This window comes from Dactylosporangium maewongense, from assembly GCF_039531485.1.
Classification (GTDB): Bacteria; Actinomycetota; Actinomycetes; order Mycobacteriales; family Micromonosporaceae; genus Dactylosporangium; species Dactylosporangium maewongense.
Genome location: NZ_BAAAQD010000015.1, coordinates 160,611 through 180,134 on the forward strand (window position 1 = coordinate 160,611; position 19,524 = coordinate 180,134).

Annotated in this window: 16 protein-coding genes; 6 read left to right on the forward strand and 10 right to left on the reverse strand. The window is 74.0% G+C overall.

Going from position 1 to position 19,524, the window contains the following annotated elements:
* Window positions 1-13: 13 nt before the first annotated feature.
* Together ABD332_RS34100 and ABD332_RS34105 are read right to left on the reverse strand one after the other, a co-directional pair.
* Complete coding sequence (locus ABD332_RS34100; RefSeq protein WP_344506538.1) at window positions 14-1,762, reverse strand: fatty acyl-AMP ligase; 1,749 nt, start codon at window positions 1,760-1,762, stop codon at window positions 14-16.
* Window positions 1,759-6,705, reverse strand: a complete 4,947-nt coding sequence (locus ABD332_RS34105) for a type I polyketide synthase (protein WP_344506540.1) — start codon at window positions 6,703-6,705, stop codon at window positions 1,759-1,761. The genes ABD332_RS34100 and ABD332_RS34105 overlap by 4 nt, the downstream gene beginning before the upstream one ends.
* Window positions 6,706-6,815: 110 nt before the next feature.
* On the opposite strand from ABD332_RS34105, the gene ABD332_RS34110 reads away from it, so the two are divergent.
* Window positions 6,816-7,556: a rhomboid family intramembrane serine protease gene (locus tag ABD332_RS34110; protein WP_344506542.1), complete on the forward strand. Its 741-nt coding sequence runs from the start codon at window positions 6,816-6,818 to the stop codon at window positions 7,554-7,556.
* Window positions 7,557-7,638: 82 nt separating this feature from the next.
* Here ABD332_RS34110 and ABD332_RS34115 read toward each other — a convergent pair whose 3' ends face one another.
* The 4 genes from ABD332_RS34115 to ABD332_RS34130 all read right to left on the reverse strand — a co-directional run bounded on the left by ABD332_RS34115 (window position 7,639) and on the right by ABD332_RS34130 (window position 10,758).
* Entirely contained in the window at window positions 7,639-7,827 is a 189-nt protein-coding gene (locus ABD332_RS34115) for a hypothetical protein (protein ID WP_344506544.1), read from the reverse strand.
* On the reverse strand, window positions 7,824-8,306 hold the full coding sequence (locus ABD332_RS34120; RefSeq protein ID WP_344506545.1) for a S26 family signal peptidase: 483 nt from the start codon (window positions 8,304-8,306) through the stop codon (window positions 7,824-7,826). Before ABD332_RS34120 ends, ABD332_RS34115 begins: the two co-directional genes overlap by 4 nt.
* A gap of 135 nt (window positions 8,307-8,441) precedes the next feature.
* Window positions 8,442-10,247, reverse strand: a complete 1,806-nt coding sequence (locus ABD332_RS34125; RefSeq protein ID WP_344506546.1) for an ABC transporter ATP-binding protein — start codon at window positions 10,245-10,247, stop codon at window positions 8,442-8,444.
* Entirely contained in the window at window positions 10,240-10,758 is a 519-nt protein-coding gene (locus tag ABD332_RS34130; RefSeq protein WP_344506548.1) for a TlpA family protein disulfide reductase, read from the reverse strand. The genes ABD332_RS34125 and ABD332_RS34130 overlap by 8 nt, the downstream gene beginning before the upstream one ends.
* A gap of 172 nt (window positions 10,759-10,930) precedes the next feature.
* Here ABD332_RS34130 and ABD332_RS34135 point away from each other — a divergent pair, with 172 nt between their 5' ends.
* Entirely contained in the window at window positions 10,931-11,650 is a 720-nt protein-coding gene (locus ABD332_RS34135; RefSeq protein ID WP_344506550.1) for an AfsR/SARP family transcriptional regulator, read from the forward strand.
* Between the two features lie 70 nt (window positions 11,651-11,720).
* Here the strand turns inward: ABD332_RS34135 and ABD332_RS34140 are convergent, their stop codons facing one another.
* Genes ABD332_RS34140 through ABD332_RS34155 form a run of 4 tightly spaced genes read right to left on the reverse strand, consistent with a single transcriptional unit; the run spans window position 11,721 to window position 15,088 of the window.
* Window positions 11,721-12,443 (reverse strand): 4'-phosphopantetheinyl transferase family protein, encoded by a 723-nt coding sequence (locus ABD332_RS34140; protein ID WP_344506552.1) that lies wholly within the window; start codon window positions 12,441-12,443, stop codon window positions 11,721-11,723.
* Entirely contained in the window at window positions 12,440-12,757 is a 318-nt protein-coding gene (locus ABD332_RS34145) for a ferredoxin (protein WP_344506554.1), read from the reverse strand. Before ABD332_RS34145 ends, ABD332_RS34140 begins: the two co-directional genes overlap by 4 nt.
* A 43-nt stretch (window positions 12,758-12,800) precedes the next feature.
* Window positions 12,801-13,967 (reverse strand): aminofutalosine synthase MqnE, encoded by a 1,167-nt coding sequence (gene mqnE, locus ABD332_RS34150; RefSeq protein ID WP_344506556.1) that lies wholly within the window; start codon window positions 13,965-13,967, stop codon window positions 12,801-12,803.
* Between the two features lie 44 nt (window positions 13,968-14,011).
* Window positions 14,012-15,088 carry a hypothetical protein gene (locus ABD332_RS34155; protein WP_344506558.1) on the reverse strand — a complete coding sequence of 359 codons (1,077 nt, stop codon included), beginning with the start codon at window positions 15,086-15,088 and terminating at the stop codon, window positions 14,012-14,014.
* A 205-nt stretch (window positions 15,089-15,293) separates the two neighbouring features.
* Between ABD332_RS34155 and ABD332_RS34160 the strand changes: the two genes are divergently transcribed.
* The 4 genes from ABD332_RS34160 (at window position 15,294) to ABD332_RS34175 (ending at window position 19,406) form a co-directional block, all read left to right on the forward strand.
* Window positions 15,294-16,166 (forward strand): 1,4-dihydroxy-6-naphtoate synthase, encoded by an 873-nt coding sequence (locus tag ABD332_RS34160; protein WP_344506560.1) that lies wholly within the window; start codon window positions 15,294-15,296, stop codon window positions 16,164-16,166.
* A gap of 38 nt (window positions 16,167-16,204) precedes the next feature.
* Window positions 16,205-16,585 carry a DUF6069 family protein gene (locus ABD332_RS34165; RefSeq protein ID WP_344506562.1) on the forward strand — a complete coding sequence of 127 codons (381 nt, stop codon included), beginning with the start codon at window positions 16,205-16,207 and terminating at the stop codon, window positions 16,583-16,585.
* A 77-nt stretch (window positions 16,586-16,662) separates the two neighbouring features.
* Window positions 16,663-19,275 (forward strand): helix-turn-helix transcriptional regulator, encoded by a 2,613-nt coding sequence (locus tag ABD332_RS34170; protein WP_344506564.1) that lies wholly within the window; start codon window positions 16,663-16,665, stop codon window positions 19,273-19,275.
* Window positions 19,272-19,406, forward strand: a complete 135-nt coding sequence (locus ABD332_RS34175; protein ID WP_344506566.1) for a hypothetical protein — start codon at window positions 19,272-19,274, stop codon at window positions 19,404-19,406. Before ABD332_RS34170 ends, ABD332_RS34175 begins: the two co-directional genes overlap by 4 nt.
* Window positions 19,407-19,524: the final 118 nt, after the last annotated feature.

The following is a 19,524-nucleotide window of genomic DNA, read 5'->3' on the forward strand; positions in this document are numbered from 1 at the left end:
AGTACGGTACCGGTCACCACGCCTTGGGCCCGCCGTCGGGCAGCAGCTCGCGGCTCCGCTTGCGCTGGACCTTGCCGCTGGTGGTGCGGGGCAGGCCGCCGGGGCGCAGCAGGGTCACCGACGCGACGTGCAGCTGGTGCTCGTCGGCGACCGCCCGGCGGACCGCGGCGACCACCTCGTCGAACGCGACGCCGTCGCCGCCCGGCACCCGCGAGACCCGGACCTGGCGAGCGGTCTCGGCGACGACGCCGAGCCGGCCGTCGTCGCCGTACTGGAACGCCGCCACGCAGTCCGGGCCGACCGCCGGGTGTGCGGCGCTGACGGTGCGCTCGATGTCGCTCGGGTAGTGGTTGCGCCCGTCCACGATGATCAGGTCGTCGATGCGGCCCAGGACGTAGAGCTGCCCGTCGCGCAGGAACCCGAGGTCGCCGGTCTTCAGGAAGCCGACGCCGGGACGGTCCTCGAGCGTGCCGCCGAAACGGGCCTCGGTCGCCTCCGGCTGCCGCCAGTAGCCGGAGGAGACGCTGTCGCCGGCCACCCAGACCTCCCCCACCAGGCCTTCCGGAGCCGGTACACCGGCGGCGACGATCCTCACGTCGAGGTTGGCCGGGACGCGTCCGCACGCGACGACCTGCCGCGACGGGTGCCCCGGCCGCGCCGCGACGAGCTCGCCGCGCTCCGCCAGCGCCGAGGCGTCCAGGTCGACGTGGCGGGCGTCGTCCGGGAGCCGGGCGCCGCTGACGTACACGACCGCCTCCGCCAGTCCGTAGCAGGGCCGGAACGTCGCCGGGCTGAACCCGGCCCCGGCGAACGCCGACATGAACGCGGTGAGCGTGCCGTGCCGCACGGGCTCGGCGCCGTTGAGCGCGACCCGCCACGGGCTCAGGTCGAGCCGCGCCTTCTGCTCCTCGGTGATCTTCGCGACGCACAGCTCGTAGGCGAAGTTCGGGGCGGAGGAGACCCAGGCGCGGAAGCGGCTGATCGCGTCCAGCCAGACGAACGGCCGCATGAGCAGCGCCATCGGCGGCAGCAGCACGGCCCGGCCGCCCGGATACAGGCCGCCGATCAGCTGGGCGAGACCCATGTCGTGAAAGACCGGCAGCCAGCTCACGACGCAGAAGTCGGCGGGGTCGCAGGCCGGCGCCTCGACGAGGACCGCGATGGCGGCGGCGTTGGCCAGCACGTTGCCGTGACTGAGCACGACACCCTTCGGCGCGCTCGTGGAGCCCGACGTGTACTGCAGGAACGCCGGATCCGACGGCCGCACCCCGGGGTCGCGCCACAGCCCGGCGAGGCCCTCCGGCACGTCGGCCACGACGATCGGCTCGACGCTGCCGAGGTCGGCGACGAGCGACGACTCGGCGTGCTCGGCGGTGGTGAGCACCACGGCGGGGTCGGCGTCCTTGACGATCCCGCCGAGCCGGCCGAGGGTCCGCTTCCCGCCGTGGATCGCGTCCGGGGCCGGTGACGGCACCGCGACGAGCCCCGCGTAGGCGCAGGCGAAGAACGCGACGACGAAGTCGACGCCGTTGGGCAGCATCAGCATCGCCCGGTCCCCCGGCTGCGCGGTCTGCTGCAGCAGCGCCGCGGTGTCGCGGACCCGCTCCTCCAGCTGTGCGTAGGTGAGGGTCAGCACCTCCTCGCCGTGGCTGTCCAGCTCGGTGCAGGCGGGCTGGTCCGGCCTGTTCGCGGCCTGGTGGCGCAGCAGGTCGACGAGGGTGCCGACGCCCTCGTGCACCTGGATCGGGTGCCGGGACGTCACAGCGCGCCCGCCAGCATCAGCCGGGCGCCGGGGAACAGCCCGTTGGCGGTCATCGCGTCGGCGGCCTTCACGACGGCCGCCTCGATCCTGTCCAGGTCCTCGTCGGTGTGGGCGAGGGACAGGAAGCAGTTGCGGCCCTCCCAGATGTACAGGCCGTCGTGGACGAGCATCGTGTGGAAGATCTCGGACCGCTCCGAGTTCGCGGGCTCCTCGACCAGCCGGAGCCGGAACAGCGAACCGAACCGGGCGACCCGGATCGGCACGCCCGCGCCCTCGAACCTCGCGTCGAGGCGGGCGCCGAAGGCCTCGGTCCTGGCGTTGAGCTCCTCCTGCAGCGCCGGGCCGCGGCGGACCAGCTCCCGCAGGACCGCCCGTGCGGCGGCCATCGACAGCGGGTGCTTGCAGAACGTGCCGGAGAAGAAGGTGCGGACCGTCTGCGGGTACGGCTGGTCGCCGAACTCCCAGGCGCCGCCGTCGATGGCGTCGAGGTACTTCGCGTCGCCGGCGACCACCCCGATCGGCATTCCGCCGCCGACGACCTTGCCGTAGGTGGTGATGTCGGCGGCGATGCCGAAGAGACCCTGGGCGCCGTTCGGGTGCATCCGGAACCCGGTGATGACCTCGTCGAAGACGAACGGGGTGCCGGCGTCGGCGGTGATCCGGCGGACCTCGCGCAGGAACTCGACCGGCTGGATGTCGGGGCGGCGGCTCTGCACCGGCTCGACGATCACCGCGGCGAGCTCGTGCACCCGCTCCCGCAGCACCTGCAGCGACGCCGGGTCGCCGTAGGGCAGCACGAGCGCGTTGGCGCTGACCTCCGGCGGGATGCCGGGCGCCATCGGCACCGACTCGCCGGAGGAGCCCTCGACGTCCTGCCGCGCCAGGATCGGGTCGGCGGTGCCGTGGTAGGCGCCCGCGAACATCGCGATCCGGTGCCGCCCGGTGACCGCCCGGGCCAGCCGGACCGCCACCATCACCGCCTCGGAGCCGGTGTTGCAGTAGACGACCCGTTCCTTGCCGGTCAGCCGCCTGATGAGGTCGGTCGTCTCCGGTACCAGCGGCGAGTGCGGCCCGAGCTGCATGCCGTCGGCGAGCTGGGCGGTGATGGCCTCGTTGATGAACGGCTCGTTGTGGCCGAACAGGTTCACCCCGAAGCCCATGGTGAGGTCGACGTACTCGTTGCCGTCGACGTCCCACACCCTGGCCCCGTTGGACCGGGCCACCACGATCGGGTAGCGGGTCTCCTTGAGGTTGAGGTACGGCTGCGGCGCGTGCCGGACGTCGGCGTGGCCCAACCGCTCGGCGGCGGCCTGGGCGCGGGAGCCGGCGGTGCGGGCGCAGTACGCGCTGGACAGTTCGGCGATGAAGGCCCGCTGGGCGTCGGTGAGCTTCCGCGAGGCGCCGCCGGTGCGGGGGCCGAACGCGACGAACGTCCCCTGCGGCGCCGCCGGGATCGCCGTGCGCTGCACCGCCTGCTCAACCGGCGCGGCCGGCGCGGGCGCGGGCAACGCGGGTGCTACAGAAGGCGCGGGCAACGCGGGTGCTGCGGAAGGCGCGGCGCCGGGCTGGCGGCGGCGGATCAGCTCGTACGCCTGATCCATCACCTGCGCGTGGACGTCGAGGAACCGGTCGACGGCGCTGCCCCCACCCGGCGCGACCGGCGGCAGCACCGCGGCGGCAGACGGCGGGCTGATCAGGGGCAGCGGGGCCGGCACGGCGGGCGGGGGCGGCTCACGCAGGGCCAGCACCGCGGCCGGGGCGTTGCGCACGATGTACCCCGCCAGCCGCCGCAGCGTGTTCACCTCCTCGAACAGCATCCCGATCGGGATGACCACCTCGTAGGTGCGCTGGATGCTCTGGATCGTGTGGAACAGCGTCATGGAGTCGGCGCCGAGCTCCAGGAACGACATGTCCGGGTCGATCGGCGCGTCGGACTCCAGCAGCGTCGTCACCACCTGGCCCAGCTCCGCCAGGACGCGGGCGTCCGCTCCTGCCGACGTCGGTTGTGCCACGTGCTCCTCAGCCCCTCTCTGGACGGGGATCGATGCCGGTGCGGGCTTCGGCAGGGTCGCCGTGGGCAGCCAGAACCGTCTGCGCTGGAACGGGTAGGTGGGCAGGTCGACCCGCCGGCGGCGGAACCCGTCGTGGAAGGCGGCCCAGTCGAGGTCGTGCCCGGCGGCGTACAGCTGGGCGAGCGAATCGGTGAGCACGTCGCCGTCCTCCGCGCCGGTGCGCAGCGACGGCAGCCACCGGGCGCCGGACACCACCCGGCGACCGGCGCCGAGCAGCACCTGACCGGGTCCGACCTCGACGAACGTGGTGCAGCCGGCCTCGGCCAGCCTGCGCACGCCGTCGGCGTAGCGGATCGTCGAGGTGAGGTGCCTGGTCCAGTACGCCGCGTCGGGGCGGTACTCGTCGTCGAAGAGCCGGCCGTCCAGGTCGCTGACCAGCGGGATCCGCGGTGCCCCGTAGGTCACGGCGGCGGCGACGTCAGCGAAGGCGTCGCGGGCCGCGGCCATCATCGGCGAGTGGAACGCGAGCGTGGACTTCACCGGCCGCACCGTCACCCCCGCGGCGGTCAGGTGCGCCTCGACGGCCGCGACGGCCTCGGCGGTGCCGGCGACGGTGACGTTTGTGCCGGCGTTGACCGCGGCGATCGCCAGGCTCGGGTCGGCGACGGCGGCGAGCGCGGCCCGGACCGTGTCCTCGCCGGTGAACGCGGCGAGCATCGCGCCGGGTGCGCTGCGCTCCTGCACGAGCCGGCCGCGGGCGGCGACCAGCCGCAGCCCGTCCTCGAGGTCGAAGACCCCGGCGACGCAGGCGGCGGCGAGCTCGCCGACGCTGTGGCCCAGCAGGTGGCCGGGGTGCACGCCCCAGCCGGTCCACAGCCGCGCCAGGGCGTACTGGAGGCAGAACAGCGCCGGTTGGGTGTAGCGCGTCTCGTCGAGCAGGTGCCGCTCGGCTGGCTCCGGGAACAGCACCGTCTGGAGACTGCGGCCGATCAGGTCCCGGAGGATCTCGTCGCAGCCCAGGAGGGTGGCGCGGAAGCCGGCGTTCGTCACGTACAGCTGGCGGCCCATGTCGGCGTACTGCGACCCCTGCCCGCTGAACAGGAACGCGATGCCGCCGGGACCGCCGGGCGGACGCTCGCCGGGGTGCAGGCCCTGGTGGGCCGTCCCCGAGGCGATCCGGTGCAGCTGTCCGGCGGCTTCTTCGCCGGTACGGGCGGCGAACGCGACCCGGTGCCGGAAGTGTGACCGTCCGGTGTGGACGGAGGCGGTGAGGTCGGCGAGCGAAGGGGCGGGCCGCTGTTCGAGGCGGGTCGCGTACCGGGCGGCGAGCGCGGCGACCGCCGCCGGTGTCTTGGCGCTGACGGTGACCAGGTGCGAGGTGCGGACGTTGCCCTTGTTCGCGGGCGGCTTCGCCGGGGCCGGCGCGGCCTGGAGGATGACGTGGGCGTTGGTGCCGCCGAACCCGAACGAGCTGACGCCGGCGGTGAGGGTGCCGCGCCGCGGCCGCCACGGCTGCCCGGTGGACGGCACGGTCAGCGGCGCGTCCGCGGGGATGCGCGGGTTGCGTTCGCGCAGGTGCAGGTGGGCCGGCACGTGCTCGTGCCGCAGCATCAGCACGACCTTGAGCACCCCGGCGATGCCGGCCGCGGCCTCGGCGTGGCCGATGTTGGTCTTCACCGAGCCGAGCATCAGCGGCTCGCTCGCGGGCCGGCCGTCGCCGAGGACGGCGGTGAGCGCGGCCGCCTCGATCGGGTCGCCGAGCGGGGTGCCGGTGCCGTGCGCCTCGACGTAGTCGACGTCGCCGGGCGCGAGGCCCGCGTCGTGCAGGGCGTCGCGGAGGACGTCCTGCTGGGCGCCGCCGTGCGGGGCGGTGAGGCCGTTGCTGCGGCCGTCCTGGTTGACCGCGGACCCGCGGACGACGGCGAGGATCCGGTCGCCGTCGCGGACCGCCGCGTCGAGGCGTTTGAGCAGCACCAGGCCGCAGCCCTCGGCGCGGACGTAGCCGTCGGCGGCGGCGTCGAAGGTCTTGCACCGCCCGTCGGCGGCCATCATGCCGGCCTGCTCGAAGACGTCGGTGCCGTCGGTGTCCAGCAGCAGGTTGACGCCGCCGGCGAGCGCGGTCTCGGACTCGCCGAGGCGCAGGCTGCGGCAGGCCATGTGCAGCGCCACCAGCGAGGATGAGCAGGCGGTGTCGACGGCGACGCTGGGGCCCTTGAGGTCCAGCGCGTAGGAGATGCGGTTCGCCGCGACGCTCAGCGCCTGGCCGGTCCCGGAGTACGGGGTGTGCAGGTGCGGCTCGCGGGCGATGAGCCGGCCGTAGTCGCTGCCACTGATGCCGACGAACACGCCGGTGCGGGTGCCGGCCAGGCTCGCCGGCACGACCCCCGCGTCCTCCAGGGTCTCCCACGCGACCTCGAGCAGCAGCCGGTGCTGCGGGTCGACGTGCCCGGCCTCCTTGCCGGAGACGGCGAAGAACTCCGCGTCGAACTGGTCGACGTCGGTGAGCAGCCCGTGCGGGCGGCCGAGCGGCGGGTGGCCGGGCACGTCGCCGCCGACGGCGTCGGTGCCGGTCTCCAGCAGCCGCCAGAACGCGTCGGGGCCGGTGGCGCCCGGGAAGCGGCAGCCCATGCCGATTACGGCGATCGGCTCGTTCACCTCGGGTTTCGCCGTGCGTTCGAGCGCCGCCACGGGTTCGCCGGTACCGGTGAGGTGGCGGGCCAGCAGCCGCGCCGTCGGGTACTGCCAGAAGACGGTCGCCTCGACGGGCCGGCCCAGCAGCTGCTGCAGGTCGCCGAGCAGCACCAGGGCGTCGCGGGAGGACAGGCCGAGGTCGGCGAGCACCGCGTCGGGCTCCACCGTGCCCGCGCCGACCTTCTCCGCGACGTGGCGCAGGATCCACGCCTCGACGTCCGCCTGCGTCACTGGTTGCACGTCTCGCCTCCCATGCTCGGTACAGAAGCATCGGCGATCGCGGTTAAGAGAACGCCTAGTTCGCCGAGCGCGCCGAGAGGGACGAGCACGCGACCGGTAGCGTATGAGTAGTGACCGCCGTCGAAACCCGCCGCCGCGCGGGCCTGCCGATCGCCACCGTGGTCGTCGCGTTGATCACCACGCTCGGTGCCGCGGCCCAGCTCAACGACCCCGACGTCCTGGAACGGTTCCGGCGCAACTACCCGGCGCTGCACGACGGCGAGTGGTGGCGGTGGTTCACGCCGCTGCTCGTGCAGGGTTCGGGCTGGGGCCAGATCCTGTTCAACATCGGTTCACTGGTCGTCGTCGGCGTCATCGCCGAGCGCCGGTTCGGCACGTTGCGCTGGCTCGTGCTGTACATAGGGGTCGGGCTGGCCGGTGAGGCCTTCGGCGAGCGGCTGGACCCGACCGGCTCCGGCAACTCCCTCGCCGTCTGCGGCCTCGCCGGCGCCCTGGCGACGCTGCTGCTCCTGCGCCCCGGCGCGGCGACCCGCCCGCACGCGTTCGTGGTGCCGTACTACGTGGCGTGCGTGGCCGGGCTCGGCTTCGGCGGGGTCGTCGGCGCGACCGTGGCCCCGACCGTCGTCCTGGTGGTGATGAGCATCCTGCTGCGCCGGGACCGCTACACCGGGATCGCGTTCGCCGCGGGCCTCGCCGCGCTGGTCGGCGCCGGTGCGCTCGCCGCCCGGCCGGACCAGCACGGCATCGCCCTGCTCTGCGGCGCCGTCGCCGGCCTGCTGCTCTTCCCGCCCCGCCACCGGGCCGGCCGTGTCACCGACGACCGCCCGGCGCCCGCGCCCCGCCGCCCGTGATCCGAGTCGCCGGGCACTGATCGGACCGGCCGGTCCGGCCCCGGGTGCCCGGGGTCGGACCGGCCGTCGCGACGCGGTCGGGTCAGCAGCTGAGCAGACAGGTGCCGTAGCTCACCGAGCAGTCGGCCATGATGTTCACCCGCCGCTTGCGGCCGCCCGAGTTGGGGCAGGGCTCGCAGTACGACTGCGGGAGGCAGGACGCGCTGGCTGTGCTGGTGGGCAGCAGGCCGGCCAGGAGCCGGTCGGCGGCCAGGCGGACGATTCGGGTCATGGTTCCTCCAGGTCGGTGACGACGGCGGGAGCGGACGCCCCCGCCGTTCCGGCCCGCGGGCCGGAGTCTTCGGCGTCGGGCCCGCGCGGTACGCGGCCGACGGGGTGCGCGGCGGTGAGCCGGCGCAGCACGAAACCGCGGACCGCGGCGGTGGGCAGCGGGCCCAGCTGGCGGGAGTCGTGGCTGAGCACCGCGTTGTCGCCCAGGACGAGCAGGTGACCGGCCGGCACGACCGCGCCGGCCTGCCAGGGCGACCGTTGGCCGGGCAGCGCGGCGACCCGCTTCACCATCGGGCCGTGCGGTCCCTGCAACACCACGAGCCGCCCGGGCACGGCTCTGCCGTACCGCGCGACGAGCAGCCGGTCGCCCGCCCACAGCGACGGCTCCATGCTGCGCCCGGCGACGACGACCACGCCGAACAGCCGGCGGGCGACGAACCACAGGCCCGCCGCGAGCGCCACCGCCACCGCGTAGCTCATGCCGCCGCCTCCGCTGATGGGCGGACCGGGCCGCTGTGCTGCCCGCTCATGCCGTCACCTCCGCTGCGCTCCGGCGCCGGCCTGAGCTCCACCCTGTGATCCCGATTCGCAGCCCTCCGCTGCGCTCCGGCCCGCTCATGCCGGCTCCAGCTGGTAGCCCTGCGCCTGCAGGCGGAACAGCCGCGCGTACCGCCCGTCGGCGCGCATCAGTTCGTCGTGCGAGCCGAGTTCCGCGACGCGTCCCCCGTCGAGCACCGCGACGACGTTCGCGTCGCGCAGGGTGCTCAGCCGGTGCGAGATGAGCAGGGTGGCCCGGCCGGCCCGGTGCGCGCGCAGCGTCCGGTGGATCTCCGCCTCGGCCTCCGCGTCCAGGCCCGAGCTGGGCTCGTCGAGGATCATGAGGTCGCTGTCGTCGCGCAGCAGTGCCCGGGCCAGCGCGACCCGCTGCCACTGCCCGCCGGAGAGCCGGACGCCGAGCCTCGGGTCGCCGGTGTCGCCGGCCCAGAAGAACAGCCGGGTCAGCGGCGTGTCGTACCCGTCCGGCAGCGCCGCCAGGGTCGCGTGCACGCCGGCGAGCCGGGCCGCGGCGGTGATCCGTGGCAGGTCGTCCAACCGGCGCACGTCGCCGACGCCGACGTTTTCCCGGGCGGGCAGGTCGTAGTCCTGGAAGTCCTGGAACACGACGGCCATCCGCCGGCGCAGCAGCTCCGGGTCGAGGTCGCGCAGGTCGACGCCATCCCAGGTGATCCGGCCGCGGGTCGGCTCGTGGAACCGGCACAGCAGCTTGACCAGCGTGCTCTTGCCGGCGCCGTTGAGCCCGACCAGCGCGACGGCGGCGCCCTGCGGGATGCGGAGGTCGACCCCGCGCAGCACCCAGTCGTGATCGTCGCTGTAGCGGAACCAGACATCGTGCACGACGATCCCGTCCCGCAGTGGCGCTGGCCGCAGGGCTGCTTCCGGGGTACCGGCGAGCGGTGCCGAACGCACGACGAACAGGAAGTGCGCGAAGAGCAACTGCGCCTCCAGCATCGCGGCGACCTGCGCGATGCCCTGGGCAACGGCGGCCTGCACGCCGGCCACCGCGACCACGAACACGGTCAGGTCACCGACCGTGTACGCCCCCGTGGCGGCCTGCCTGGTGAGCCAGACCAGGCCACCGCCGGCGACCACCGCACCGAGCGCGCCGAGCAGCACCTGCGTGCGCAACCGGCTGCGGTCCACCCGCCGCTCGGCCGCGTTCACCGACCCCAGGTCGGCCAGCATCCGCCCGCGGAAGAAGTCGCCGAGCCCGAAGAGCCGGACCTCCTTGGCTGCCTCCGCCGTGGTGAGCAGCCGTGCGTAGAACAGCTGCCGGCGCTGGGCGTGGCCGGAGCCGGTGACGACGGCCGCGTGCCGCCGGCCGAGCCGCAGGTGCGCCACCACCGCCGGCGCCGACGCCGCCACGACGACGGCTGCCACGATCGGGCTCAGCACGATCAGGGTTGCCAGGAACCCTGCGAGCGCCGCCACCGACGACAGCAGGCCGAGCGATCCGCTCACCACCTGTGCCGGCGCCGAACGGCCCGCGGTGCCGGCCAACTGGACCCGGTCCTGGAACGTGGGATCCTCCAGCCGCTGCAGCCCGACGTGCCGTTGCAGCGCGGAGAACAGCCGCTCCTGCGCGCAGAGGCTGAGTCGGCGGTCGAGCTCGTTCGAGGTGTACTGCATGACGGGCGGGACGGACGCCAGCGCCACTCCGATCCCGGCGACGGCGAAGGCGAGCACCAGCGGGACGGCTCCGGCGACGAGCCGGTCCAGCAGGTCGCGGGTCAGCCAGGCCAGCACGACCGGCCCGACGCCGGCCCCCAGCGCTGCACCCGCCATGGCCAGGACCGCGCTCGGGGCCGCCCGCAGCCCCATTCGCAGCGCCTCCGTGACGTCGCCGGCGCGTACCTCAGACACGGGCCGGCACGCGCGGGAAAGAGCGGAAGTCGGTACCGCTGTGGGTGACGGCACCGGTGTCGTCCAGCAACGCCACCGCCGGGTACCCGGTGACCGCGAACGCCGTCGCCACGGGCCCGAACACCGGTTCGGTGGTGACGCGGGCCACGTCGCGCAGATCGGCGGTGAGCCCGCCGAGCTCGTGCGGCTCGCCGATGAGCACGGCGAGCACGCGCTGCCGGCCGACCGCGGTGGCGTAGGCGACGAACTCGGGCAGCCGCTCGGTGCACGCCGGACAGTCGGGGCTGAAGAAGCCGACCAGTCCGCTCGGGGTGCCCCGCAGCTCCTCGCCGTCGACGGTGGTGGCCTGGAACGGCTCCGGTGTCTCGCCCGGACTTGCCACGACCTGCGGCGCGTGCGCGGCGGTGGCCCCGGTCATGGCGCGCAACCGGCGCACGATGCCGAGCGTCAACAGCAGGTTGAACGCGCCGAGCAGGCAGGCGAGGACGGTGGCCGCGGCCAGGTAGGGCATCGCTGCTCCTCCATGACGTCGAAGACTCTGGATGGCTGCAGCAAGAATCAGTAAGGTCTGTTACCAGATTCCTACCAGGCGTCACGCGGGGGGCAGATTGGTGGATTCGCACGGGGGCGAACTGCATTTCCGGCTGCTCGGACCGGTACAGATCGAGCATCGTGGCAGACCCGTGGACCTCGGTCCGCGGCGCGGCGAGCGATGCCTGCTCGGGCTGCTCCTGCTGGAGGCGACCTGCGGGGTGCTGCGCATGAGCCGGCTCCAGGGACTGCTGTGGGACGACGACCCGCCGGAGCGGGCACGGCGGACCGTTCACACCTACGTCGCACGCCTGCGGTCCCGGCTGCGCCCGCACGACGTGCAGATCGTCACGCACAGCACCGGCTACCGCATCGACGTCGACCCGCAACGCGTCGACGTGCACCGGTTCGTCGCGGAGATCGACCGGGCCCGGGCCCTGCCTGACCCGGCCCACCGCGCCGACGCGCTCGCCCGGGCCCTCACCCTGTGGCGCGGCCCGCTGCTCGCCGACGTCGCCGGCGACGACCTGCGGGCCCGCGTCGGCCTCGCCCTGGAGGAGCGACGGTCCCTGGCCATCGAGCTGCGGGCCCAGGCCGACCTGCAGTGCGGCCGAAACGACCAGGTCGCGGCCGAGCTCACCGAGCTGACCGCGCAGCAGCCGACCCGGGAGCGGCTTGCCGAACTGCTGATGCTGGCCTACTACCGGGCCGGCCGGCAGGCCGATGCGCTGGAGGTGTACCGGCGGTCATGGCGCTACCTGCACACCGAGCTCGGTGTGCAGCCGGGCTGGGGCCTGCGCGAGGTGCACACCCGGATCCTGCGCAGCGGCCCCGTCCAGGACCTCGTCGACGGCCGGCGCGCGACCCCGTGAAGCTTGTGCCGCCGGCCGGCACGCACGAGCAGTCACCGGCCAGAGCACCGGCCGTGGAGCACGCCGGCGGTCAGGTGGCGTAGGCGGGCCGGTGGGCGGGGACCGCGATGCCGGTGAGGACCAGGCCGCGGTCGACGAGCCAGCGGCCGGCGAACCCGGCGACCTCGACCCCGCCGACGACCGGGCCGGGCACCAGCAGCCAGGCGTGGAAGGTCTCACGCTGCGGCGCGATCGTCACCGTGGCCTCGGTGAAGTCCAGCCAGCGGCCGGTCAGCGGGTACCACGCCTTGAACACCGACTCCTTGATGCTGAACAGCAGCCGGTCCCAGTGGATCCCGGGCCGCTGCCCGTCCAGCTGCCGCAGGTGCCGGCGCTCCTCGACGAGCGTGATGCTGTCCAGGACCCCGTCGGGCAGCGGCGCGTGCGGCTCGGCGTCGATGCCGACGGTGGTGAGGTGCCCGGCGCGGGCCACCGCCGCGGCCCGGTAGCCGGCGCAGTGGGTGATGGTGCCGACCACGCCGGCCGGCCACACCGGCTCGCGGCGGGGCCCGGCCGGGATCGCGACCGGGCCGAACCCGAGCCGGCCGAGCGCCTCCCGGGCGCACCGCCGGCCGGTCATGAACTCCGCGCGGCGCTTCGCCACCGCGTTGCCGAGCGCCGCCAGCTCCTGCGGGAACAGCGGCGCCGGCAGCGCGTCGTCGAACGCCTCGACGACGGCCGTGCCGGCGGGCAACAGGCTGCCGAGCAGCGTGCGGGCACCCGTGCCGGCCGGTCCGGCCGCCGTCACGGTCACGGTGTCTGCGCTTCCGGGCCGTACACCTCGACGCCGTCGCCCTGGCGGCGCACGTGAATGCAGTCGCCGGGGCACTCGTTCGCCGAGTCGATGACGTCCTGCGCCGCGACCAGCGGCACCAGCACCGCCGTGCCGGGCGTGTGGCGCAGCTCCCCGTCGTCGCCCTTGACGTAGGCGAGCCCGTCCACGTCGAGCTCGAAGACGTCGGGCGCGTACTGCGCACAGATCCCGTCGCCGGTGCACAGGCCCTGGTCGATCCAGACCTCCAGCTGGTCCTGGCGCTGGTCCTGCTGCGGTGTCGTCGCTGCGGTCACCCGCGCTCACCTGCCTTGTCTTCTCGTACGGTGGCCGGCACGGTCAGACCCGCATCGGCTGGGGCGTCTCGCGGCGCGCGTGGTCCGGTCCGTCGAACTCGCGGATGATCTCGTAGCGGGTGTTGCGCTCGACCGGCCGGAAACCGGCGTTGCGGATCAGGTCGAGCAGGCTCTCCCGGGTCATCTTGTCCGGGGTGCCGAACTCGTCCGCGTCATGGGTGATCTTGTACTCGACGACCGAGCCGTCGATGTCGTCGGCGCCGTGGTTGAGCGCCAGCTCCGCGGTCTGCAGGCCGTGCATCACCCAGAACACCTTGACGTGCTGGACGTTGTCGAACAGCAGCCGGGACACCGCGAAGGTCTTCAGCGCCTCGGCGCCGGTCGCCATCGTGGTGCGGGCCATGAGCTTGTTACGGATCTTGCCGTCCCGCGAGTCGTGGAAGTCGTGCTGGTACCGCAGCGGGATGAACACGTGGAAGCCGCCGGTCTCGTCCTGCAGCTCGCGCAGCCGCAGCACGTGGTCGACGCGGTGCTTCGGCTCCTCGATGTGGCCGTACAGCATGGTGCACGGCGTCTTGAGGCCCTTGCGGTGCGCGAGCCGGTGGATGCGCGACCAGTCCTCCCAGTGGGTGGCGTGGTCGACGATGTGCTGGCGGACCTCCCAGTCGAAGATCTCCGCGCCGCCGCCGGTCAGCGACTCCAGGCCGGCGTCGATGAGCTCGTCGAGGACGTCCTCGGCGGACAGGCCGGAGATCCGCTCGAACCAGTGGATCTCGGTCGCGGTGAAGGCCTTGATCGCCACGGTCGGCGGCAGGGCCTCCTTCAGCGCCCGGATCGAGCGCGGGTAGTAGCGCCACGGCAGCGTCGGGTGCAGGCCGTTGACGATGTGCAGCTCGGTGAGCTGCTCGCTCTCCATCTCCTTGGCGAGGCGGACGGCGTCCTCGATCCGCATCGTGTAGGCGTCCTTCTCCCCCGGCTTGCGCTGGAAGGAGCAGTACGCACACGACGCCGTGCAGACGTTCGTCATGTTCAGGTGCCGGTTGACGTTGAAGTGGACCACGTCACCGTTCTTCTCGGTGCGGACGTGGTGCGCCAGCCCGCCGAGCCACGCGAGGTCGTCGCACGCGTACAGCGCGATCCCGTCCTCGCGGCTGAGCCGCTCACCGGCGACGACCTTCGCCTCCAGTTCCCGCTTCAGACCTGTGTCCACCAACGACTCCTCATCGACTCTGTGTGGGGGTTTGCGAACGCGGCTCAGTAGAGCCCTTCGGGCGCGGCGGAGCTGATCTGCAGCGGCCGTACATTGGCGACGGCGTCACAGGGCCAGCCCTCGACCCGGTGCCGGACCGCCTGGTCGCGCTCCATGATGTTGGGCAGGAAGAGGTCGTCGTGCAGGACGGTGAGGCGCACCCGGCCGGTCTCGCCGTAGCCGACCGTCCGGCGCGGGTCCTCCTTGTCGACGACGGCCATCGTGACCTGCGGATAGTTGGGCAGGTACGGCAGGATCGCGCCGTCCCGCTCGACCGGCAGGCCCATCGCGCAGCCGAACGTGTTGCCGTACGTCATGCCGATCACGCCGCCCTGCAGCGCCTCGGCGATCTCCGTGTACATCGGCGGGGTCAGCTGGGTGCCGCCGAGGCCGACGCCCGAAAGGCCCGCGACCAGCTCGGGGCGGCGGGAGATGAGCGCCTGCATGATCGCCGGCGTCGTCTCCAGGTAGTGCACCCGGCCCGTCTCCAGCACGTCGGTCATCTGCTCGATGGTGTGCTCGACGTACATGTTCATCTCGACCAGGCGGCTGTCGCGGATCAGCGTCTTGATCCACCGCGGGTCGAGATCCATCGTGTACACGGTCGACTCGTAGAGCTCCGCGATCTGGTTCGCGCCGCGGCCGACGATGTGCGGGCCGCTCGGGCACGCGTACAGCCAGGTGCGGCCGGGCTCGAAGCCGCTGAGCCGCAGCCCCGCCAGCCGCCACGCGGTGTGGTGCTCGGCCATCGACGGGGTGTGGAAGATGCGGCACGGCTTACCGGTGGTGCCGCCGGACTCCCAGATCCGCCCCGCGAGGGGCCGCGGCACGTCGGCGGGGACCAGCTGCACGGGGTCGAGCTCCCGCAGCGTGGCCAGCGAGAACGGCCCGAACTGCGCCAGGTCGTCGTAGCGGGTGATGTCGAGCGGGTCGAAACCGAGGTGCGGCCGGCGGGCCAGCCAGTACGGGCTGCCCGTCACCGGGTCGAAGTGCCGGCGGACCACGCGGACGGTCCACTCGTCGAGGTCGGCGGCCAGCCAGGCGTCGGTACGCGCCGCGGCGGGTTCCATGACGGTCGTCATCGATTCGTCCTTCGGGTGCCGGAAGCGATGGGTCCGGCTCGACGCGCCGGACACCGGGAAACAGGCAGCGGTCTCCCACAGCACTTGTGTTGCTGGCATCGTGCCGTGGCGCGGATTGGGGAAATCACCACACTTGATCCCCATGCGGCCGGACGCCCGCCACGAACCGGGACAAGCCGTGACCTACAGCCGTAAGATCCGGGCCATGACCGAGCGGCCGCTGTCGATCGCTTACTCGCCGTGCCCCAACGACACGTTCGTCTTCCACGCGTGGACGCACGGCATCCTGCCGGGCACGCCCGCGACGACCGTCACCCACGCCGACATCGACGTCACCAACCACCTGGCCGGCAGCGACCGGTTCGACATCATGAAGATCTCCTACGCGGCGCTGCCCGGCTTCCTGGACCGCTTCGCGCTCGTGCCCTGCGGCGGCGCCCTCGGCCGGGGCTGCGGCCCGCTGCTGGTCGCCCGCCCGGCGGGCACGGCGGAGCGGCTGCATGAGGCGGTCGTCGCCGTGCCGAGCGAGCAGTCCACGGCGTACCTGCTGCTGCGGCTGTGGGCGGAGCGCGCCGTGCCCGGCGGCTTCGGCGGCATCGTGGTCATGCCGTTCCACGAGATCATGCCCGCGGTCCGCGACGGCAAGGTCGACGCCGGCCTCATCATCCACGAGGCCCGCTTCACCTATCAGTCCTACGGCCTGCGGGAGCTGGTCGACCTCGGCCGGTTCTGGGAAGAGGACACCGGCCTGCCGATCCCCCTCGGTGCCATCGTGGCCCGCCGCGACCTCGGCGCCGGACGCGTCGACGAGGTCACCGCCGCGATCCGGGCGTCGGTGCGGCACGCGTGGGCGCACCCCGACGCGTCCCGGGACTACATCCGGCAGCACGCGCAGGAGATGGCGCCGGACGTGACGGCGCAGCACATCGCCCTGTACGTCAACGGGTTCACCGAGGACCTCGGCGACGACGGCCTGGCCGCCGTCCGCGCGCTGCTGGACCGGGCCGCCGCGGCCGGACTGTGCCCGGCCGTGCCAGCCGGCTCGCTCGACACGGTACAACCGATCCGCGTGCCCTGAAGCAGTCCCGTTCCACCGACCCGGAGGTACCCCCGCACATGAAGCCGTCCGTCGTGCGCCCGCTCGCCATCGCCGGCGCCGCCGTCCTCGCCCTGATCGTCTACTTCATCGCCCGTTCAGCCGCCGGTGACCTGGTGGTCAAGTCCGGCGGCAGCGAGCAGACGGTCAGCGCCGTCGCGGTCGTCGCGACCGTCGTCATCGCCGGCCTCCTCGGCTGGGGCCTGCTCGCGCTGCTGGAGCGCTTCACCGCGAAGGGCCGCACGATCTGGACCGTCATCGCGGTCGTATTCCTGGTCCTGTCGCTGCTCGGCCCGCTCGGCGGCACCGACGCCGGCACGAAGGTCTCGCTCGCACTGCTGCACCTGCTGGTCGGCGCCGTGATCATCACCGCGTTCACCCGGACGTCGCAGCGCACCTGACCGCGCACCGGTCCGGGGCCGCCCCGGACGACCGCCCGGCCGGCACGTCGAAGACCGAAACGCGATGGGACGCCCTGATGACGCCGCAGCCCGCCGAACTGGACCGCAGCACCGGCACCGTGCCGGCGCGCGGCGGACCGCCGCTGCTGCCGGACATCGAGTCGGTCGCCGTCGTGATGGTCACCGGCGCCCCCGGCACGGGCAAGAGCACCCTGCTGCGGGCGCCGGCCGGGGCCGGTGTGACGGTGCTGTCCGCGACCTGCACGGAGGCCGGCGCCGCGGTCGAGTTCGCCGCGGCGCGGCAGCTGCTGCCCGTGCAGCCGCGGTCCGGCACCCAGCCGGCACCCGCCGACGGCGGCCATCGCACCGTGCTGCACCTGTACCGCCGCGCGCTGGGCCTGCTCCAGTTCGGCCCGGTGCGCCTCGTCCTCGACGACGCCCACTGGTGCGACAGCGCGACCCTGCGCTGGCTGCACTACCTCCTGCGGCGCTGCACCAACCGGCCGCTGCAGGTCGTCCTCGCCGTCGAGCCCCGCGAGCACCCCGCCCTCGACCCGCTCTTCTCCGACATCCTCGGCGGCCCGCGGCAGCGGATCCTCGACCTCGACGCGCCCGAGCACGCCGGCGCCGAGCCGCGCACCGACCGGCTGCGCCGCTTCCTGAGCCGCCAGCCGAACCTGCTGCGGGTCGCCGTCGCCGCGGCCGCCCTCCAGCAGACCGACGCCGACCTGGTCGGCGCGCTCGCCGGGCTGCCGCCGCAGCTGACCGTCGCCCGCCTCGCGACGCTGCGCAACACCGGGGTGCTCACCGGCGACCCCGACCGGCCGGTGCCACCCGCCGTCGCCGAGGCGCTGTCCGGCCTGCTCCCCGCCGACGAACTGCAACGGCTGCGGCGCCGGGCGGCGCACATGCTCAACGACGCGGACGCGCCCGTGCGGCACATCGCCGAGGTGCTGCTGGACCTCGACGACCTCGACGAACCCTGGATGCTCGAACGGCTCCGCGAGGCCGCCACCCTCGCCTACGCGCACGACGCGCCCGCCGCCGTCCGCATCTGGACCCGCCTGCTCGCCGCGCAGCCGCAGTCCCCGGACGCCGCCGTCGACCTGGCCGTCGCGCTGCTCAACGTCGACCCGTCGGCCGCGCTGGTGCACGCCCGGCAGGCGCTGCCACGCACCGGCGACGCCCGCACGAAGGCCCGGGCCGTGGTCTGCCTGGGCCTCGCCGCGCTCGTCACCGGGCGTGAGCCGACGGCGCCGTACCTGCTGCACGACGCCATGGAGACGCTGCGCCGCGCCGCCGGGAACATGCCCTCGCTGCGGGACCGCATCCAGCTCTCGGCCGTCGAGTCGACGCTCGCCGCCAACGCCGTCATCGGCGGCGCCACCTTCCACACCGTGCGCTCCCGCATCGGCGACTCGCCCGTCGGCGTCGCCGGGGCCTCGTCCAGCCACCGGATGCTCGCCGTGCACGCGCTCGCCACCGCCTACGAAGGCGTCGAGGTGGAGCAGGCCACCCGGTACGCCCGGCTGGTGCTGGACCGCCCGGTGACCGGCGACAGCTGGGCGCCGCTGATAGCGACCCGGGTGCTGCTGATGGCCGACGACACCGCCGGCGCCCTGACCGCGGCGAGCCGGCTGGCCGCGCACCACCGCGACCGCGGCGAACCGTGCGCCGAGGCCGTCGCCCGGGCGACCTGGGCGCGGATACTCCTGGAGATCGGTGACCTCGAGGCCGCCTGGACCGAGGCGACCACCGCGCTGCGGCTCGCCGGGGACGGCGAGTGGGGCGCCGCGACCTGGTCCGCCCAGACGATCATCTCGCTGATCAACAGCTCGCAGGCCCGGATCCTCGCCGCCGAGCAGGCGCTGGAGCCGATGCAGGAACGCACCTCCGACATGCCCCTGTGGGAGCAGGTGCAGGCGGTCGGGGCGACGGCGTTCGCCGCGTACTGGGGCCAGGACCACGACCGGGCACTGCAGCGGCTGCGCGCCTGCGGCCGGCTCCTCGAGGAGGCCGGGGTGGGCAGCCCGGCGTTCAGCAGCTGGTGGCTGGACGAGATCATCATGCTGGCGATCCGCGGCCAGCGGGCCGAGGCGCACCTCCGGCTCGAACAGGCCGAGGAGCTGTGCCAGCGGTGGCGCACGCCGCGCACGGCGGGCATGGCGCTGCTGGCCCGGGCCGCGCTCACCGCCGAGGGCCCCAACGTCGAACTGCTGCTCGGCGCCCTCGCCGAGCTGGAGCGCTCCCCCGCCCCGCTGCACCAGGTGAAGGCGCAGCTGATGCTCGGCCGCACCCTGACCGTGCTGGGCGACCGCGCCGCCGCCCGCCGGCACCTGCGCGACGGCATGGTCCTGTCCAACCGTCTCGGCTACACCATGCTGGCCGCACACTGCCGCAACGTGCTCAGCTCCGCCGGCGGCCGCACCGGCACCGAGCTCGCCGCGTGCGGTGAACTGTCCAGCAGCGAGCGGGCCGTCGCCCGCCTGGCCGCCGGCGGCGCGACCAACCGGCAGATCGCCGAGGAGCTGTTCATCTCCATGCGAACCGTCGAGTTCCATCTCACCAACGTCTACCGGCGCCTCGGCATCCGCCGCCGCGACGCCCTGGCCGGCATCGTCGAGGCGACGCCCCTGCCCCGCCGGACCACCACCGTCGCCACAGCCCCCACCGACGGGAGCGCATCATGACCGCCGCCACCCGGTGGCGATCCGCGCCCGCCGCCGCGGACCTGGGCGTCGCCGCACACGCCGAGGCACTCCCTGCCGCCGCAGCCGGCGACCCCACGGCGCTGATCGCCGACGACGGGGGTGCGTCGTGACCGCGCCGACCCGCACCGCGACCACCGCCACGCGGTGGAGATCCGCGCTTGCCGCCGCGGGTCGGGGGGTTGACGCGCACACCGAGGCGCTCCTTGCCGCCGCCGCGGCTGGGGACCC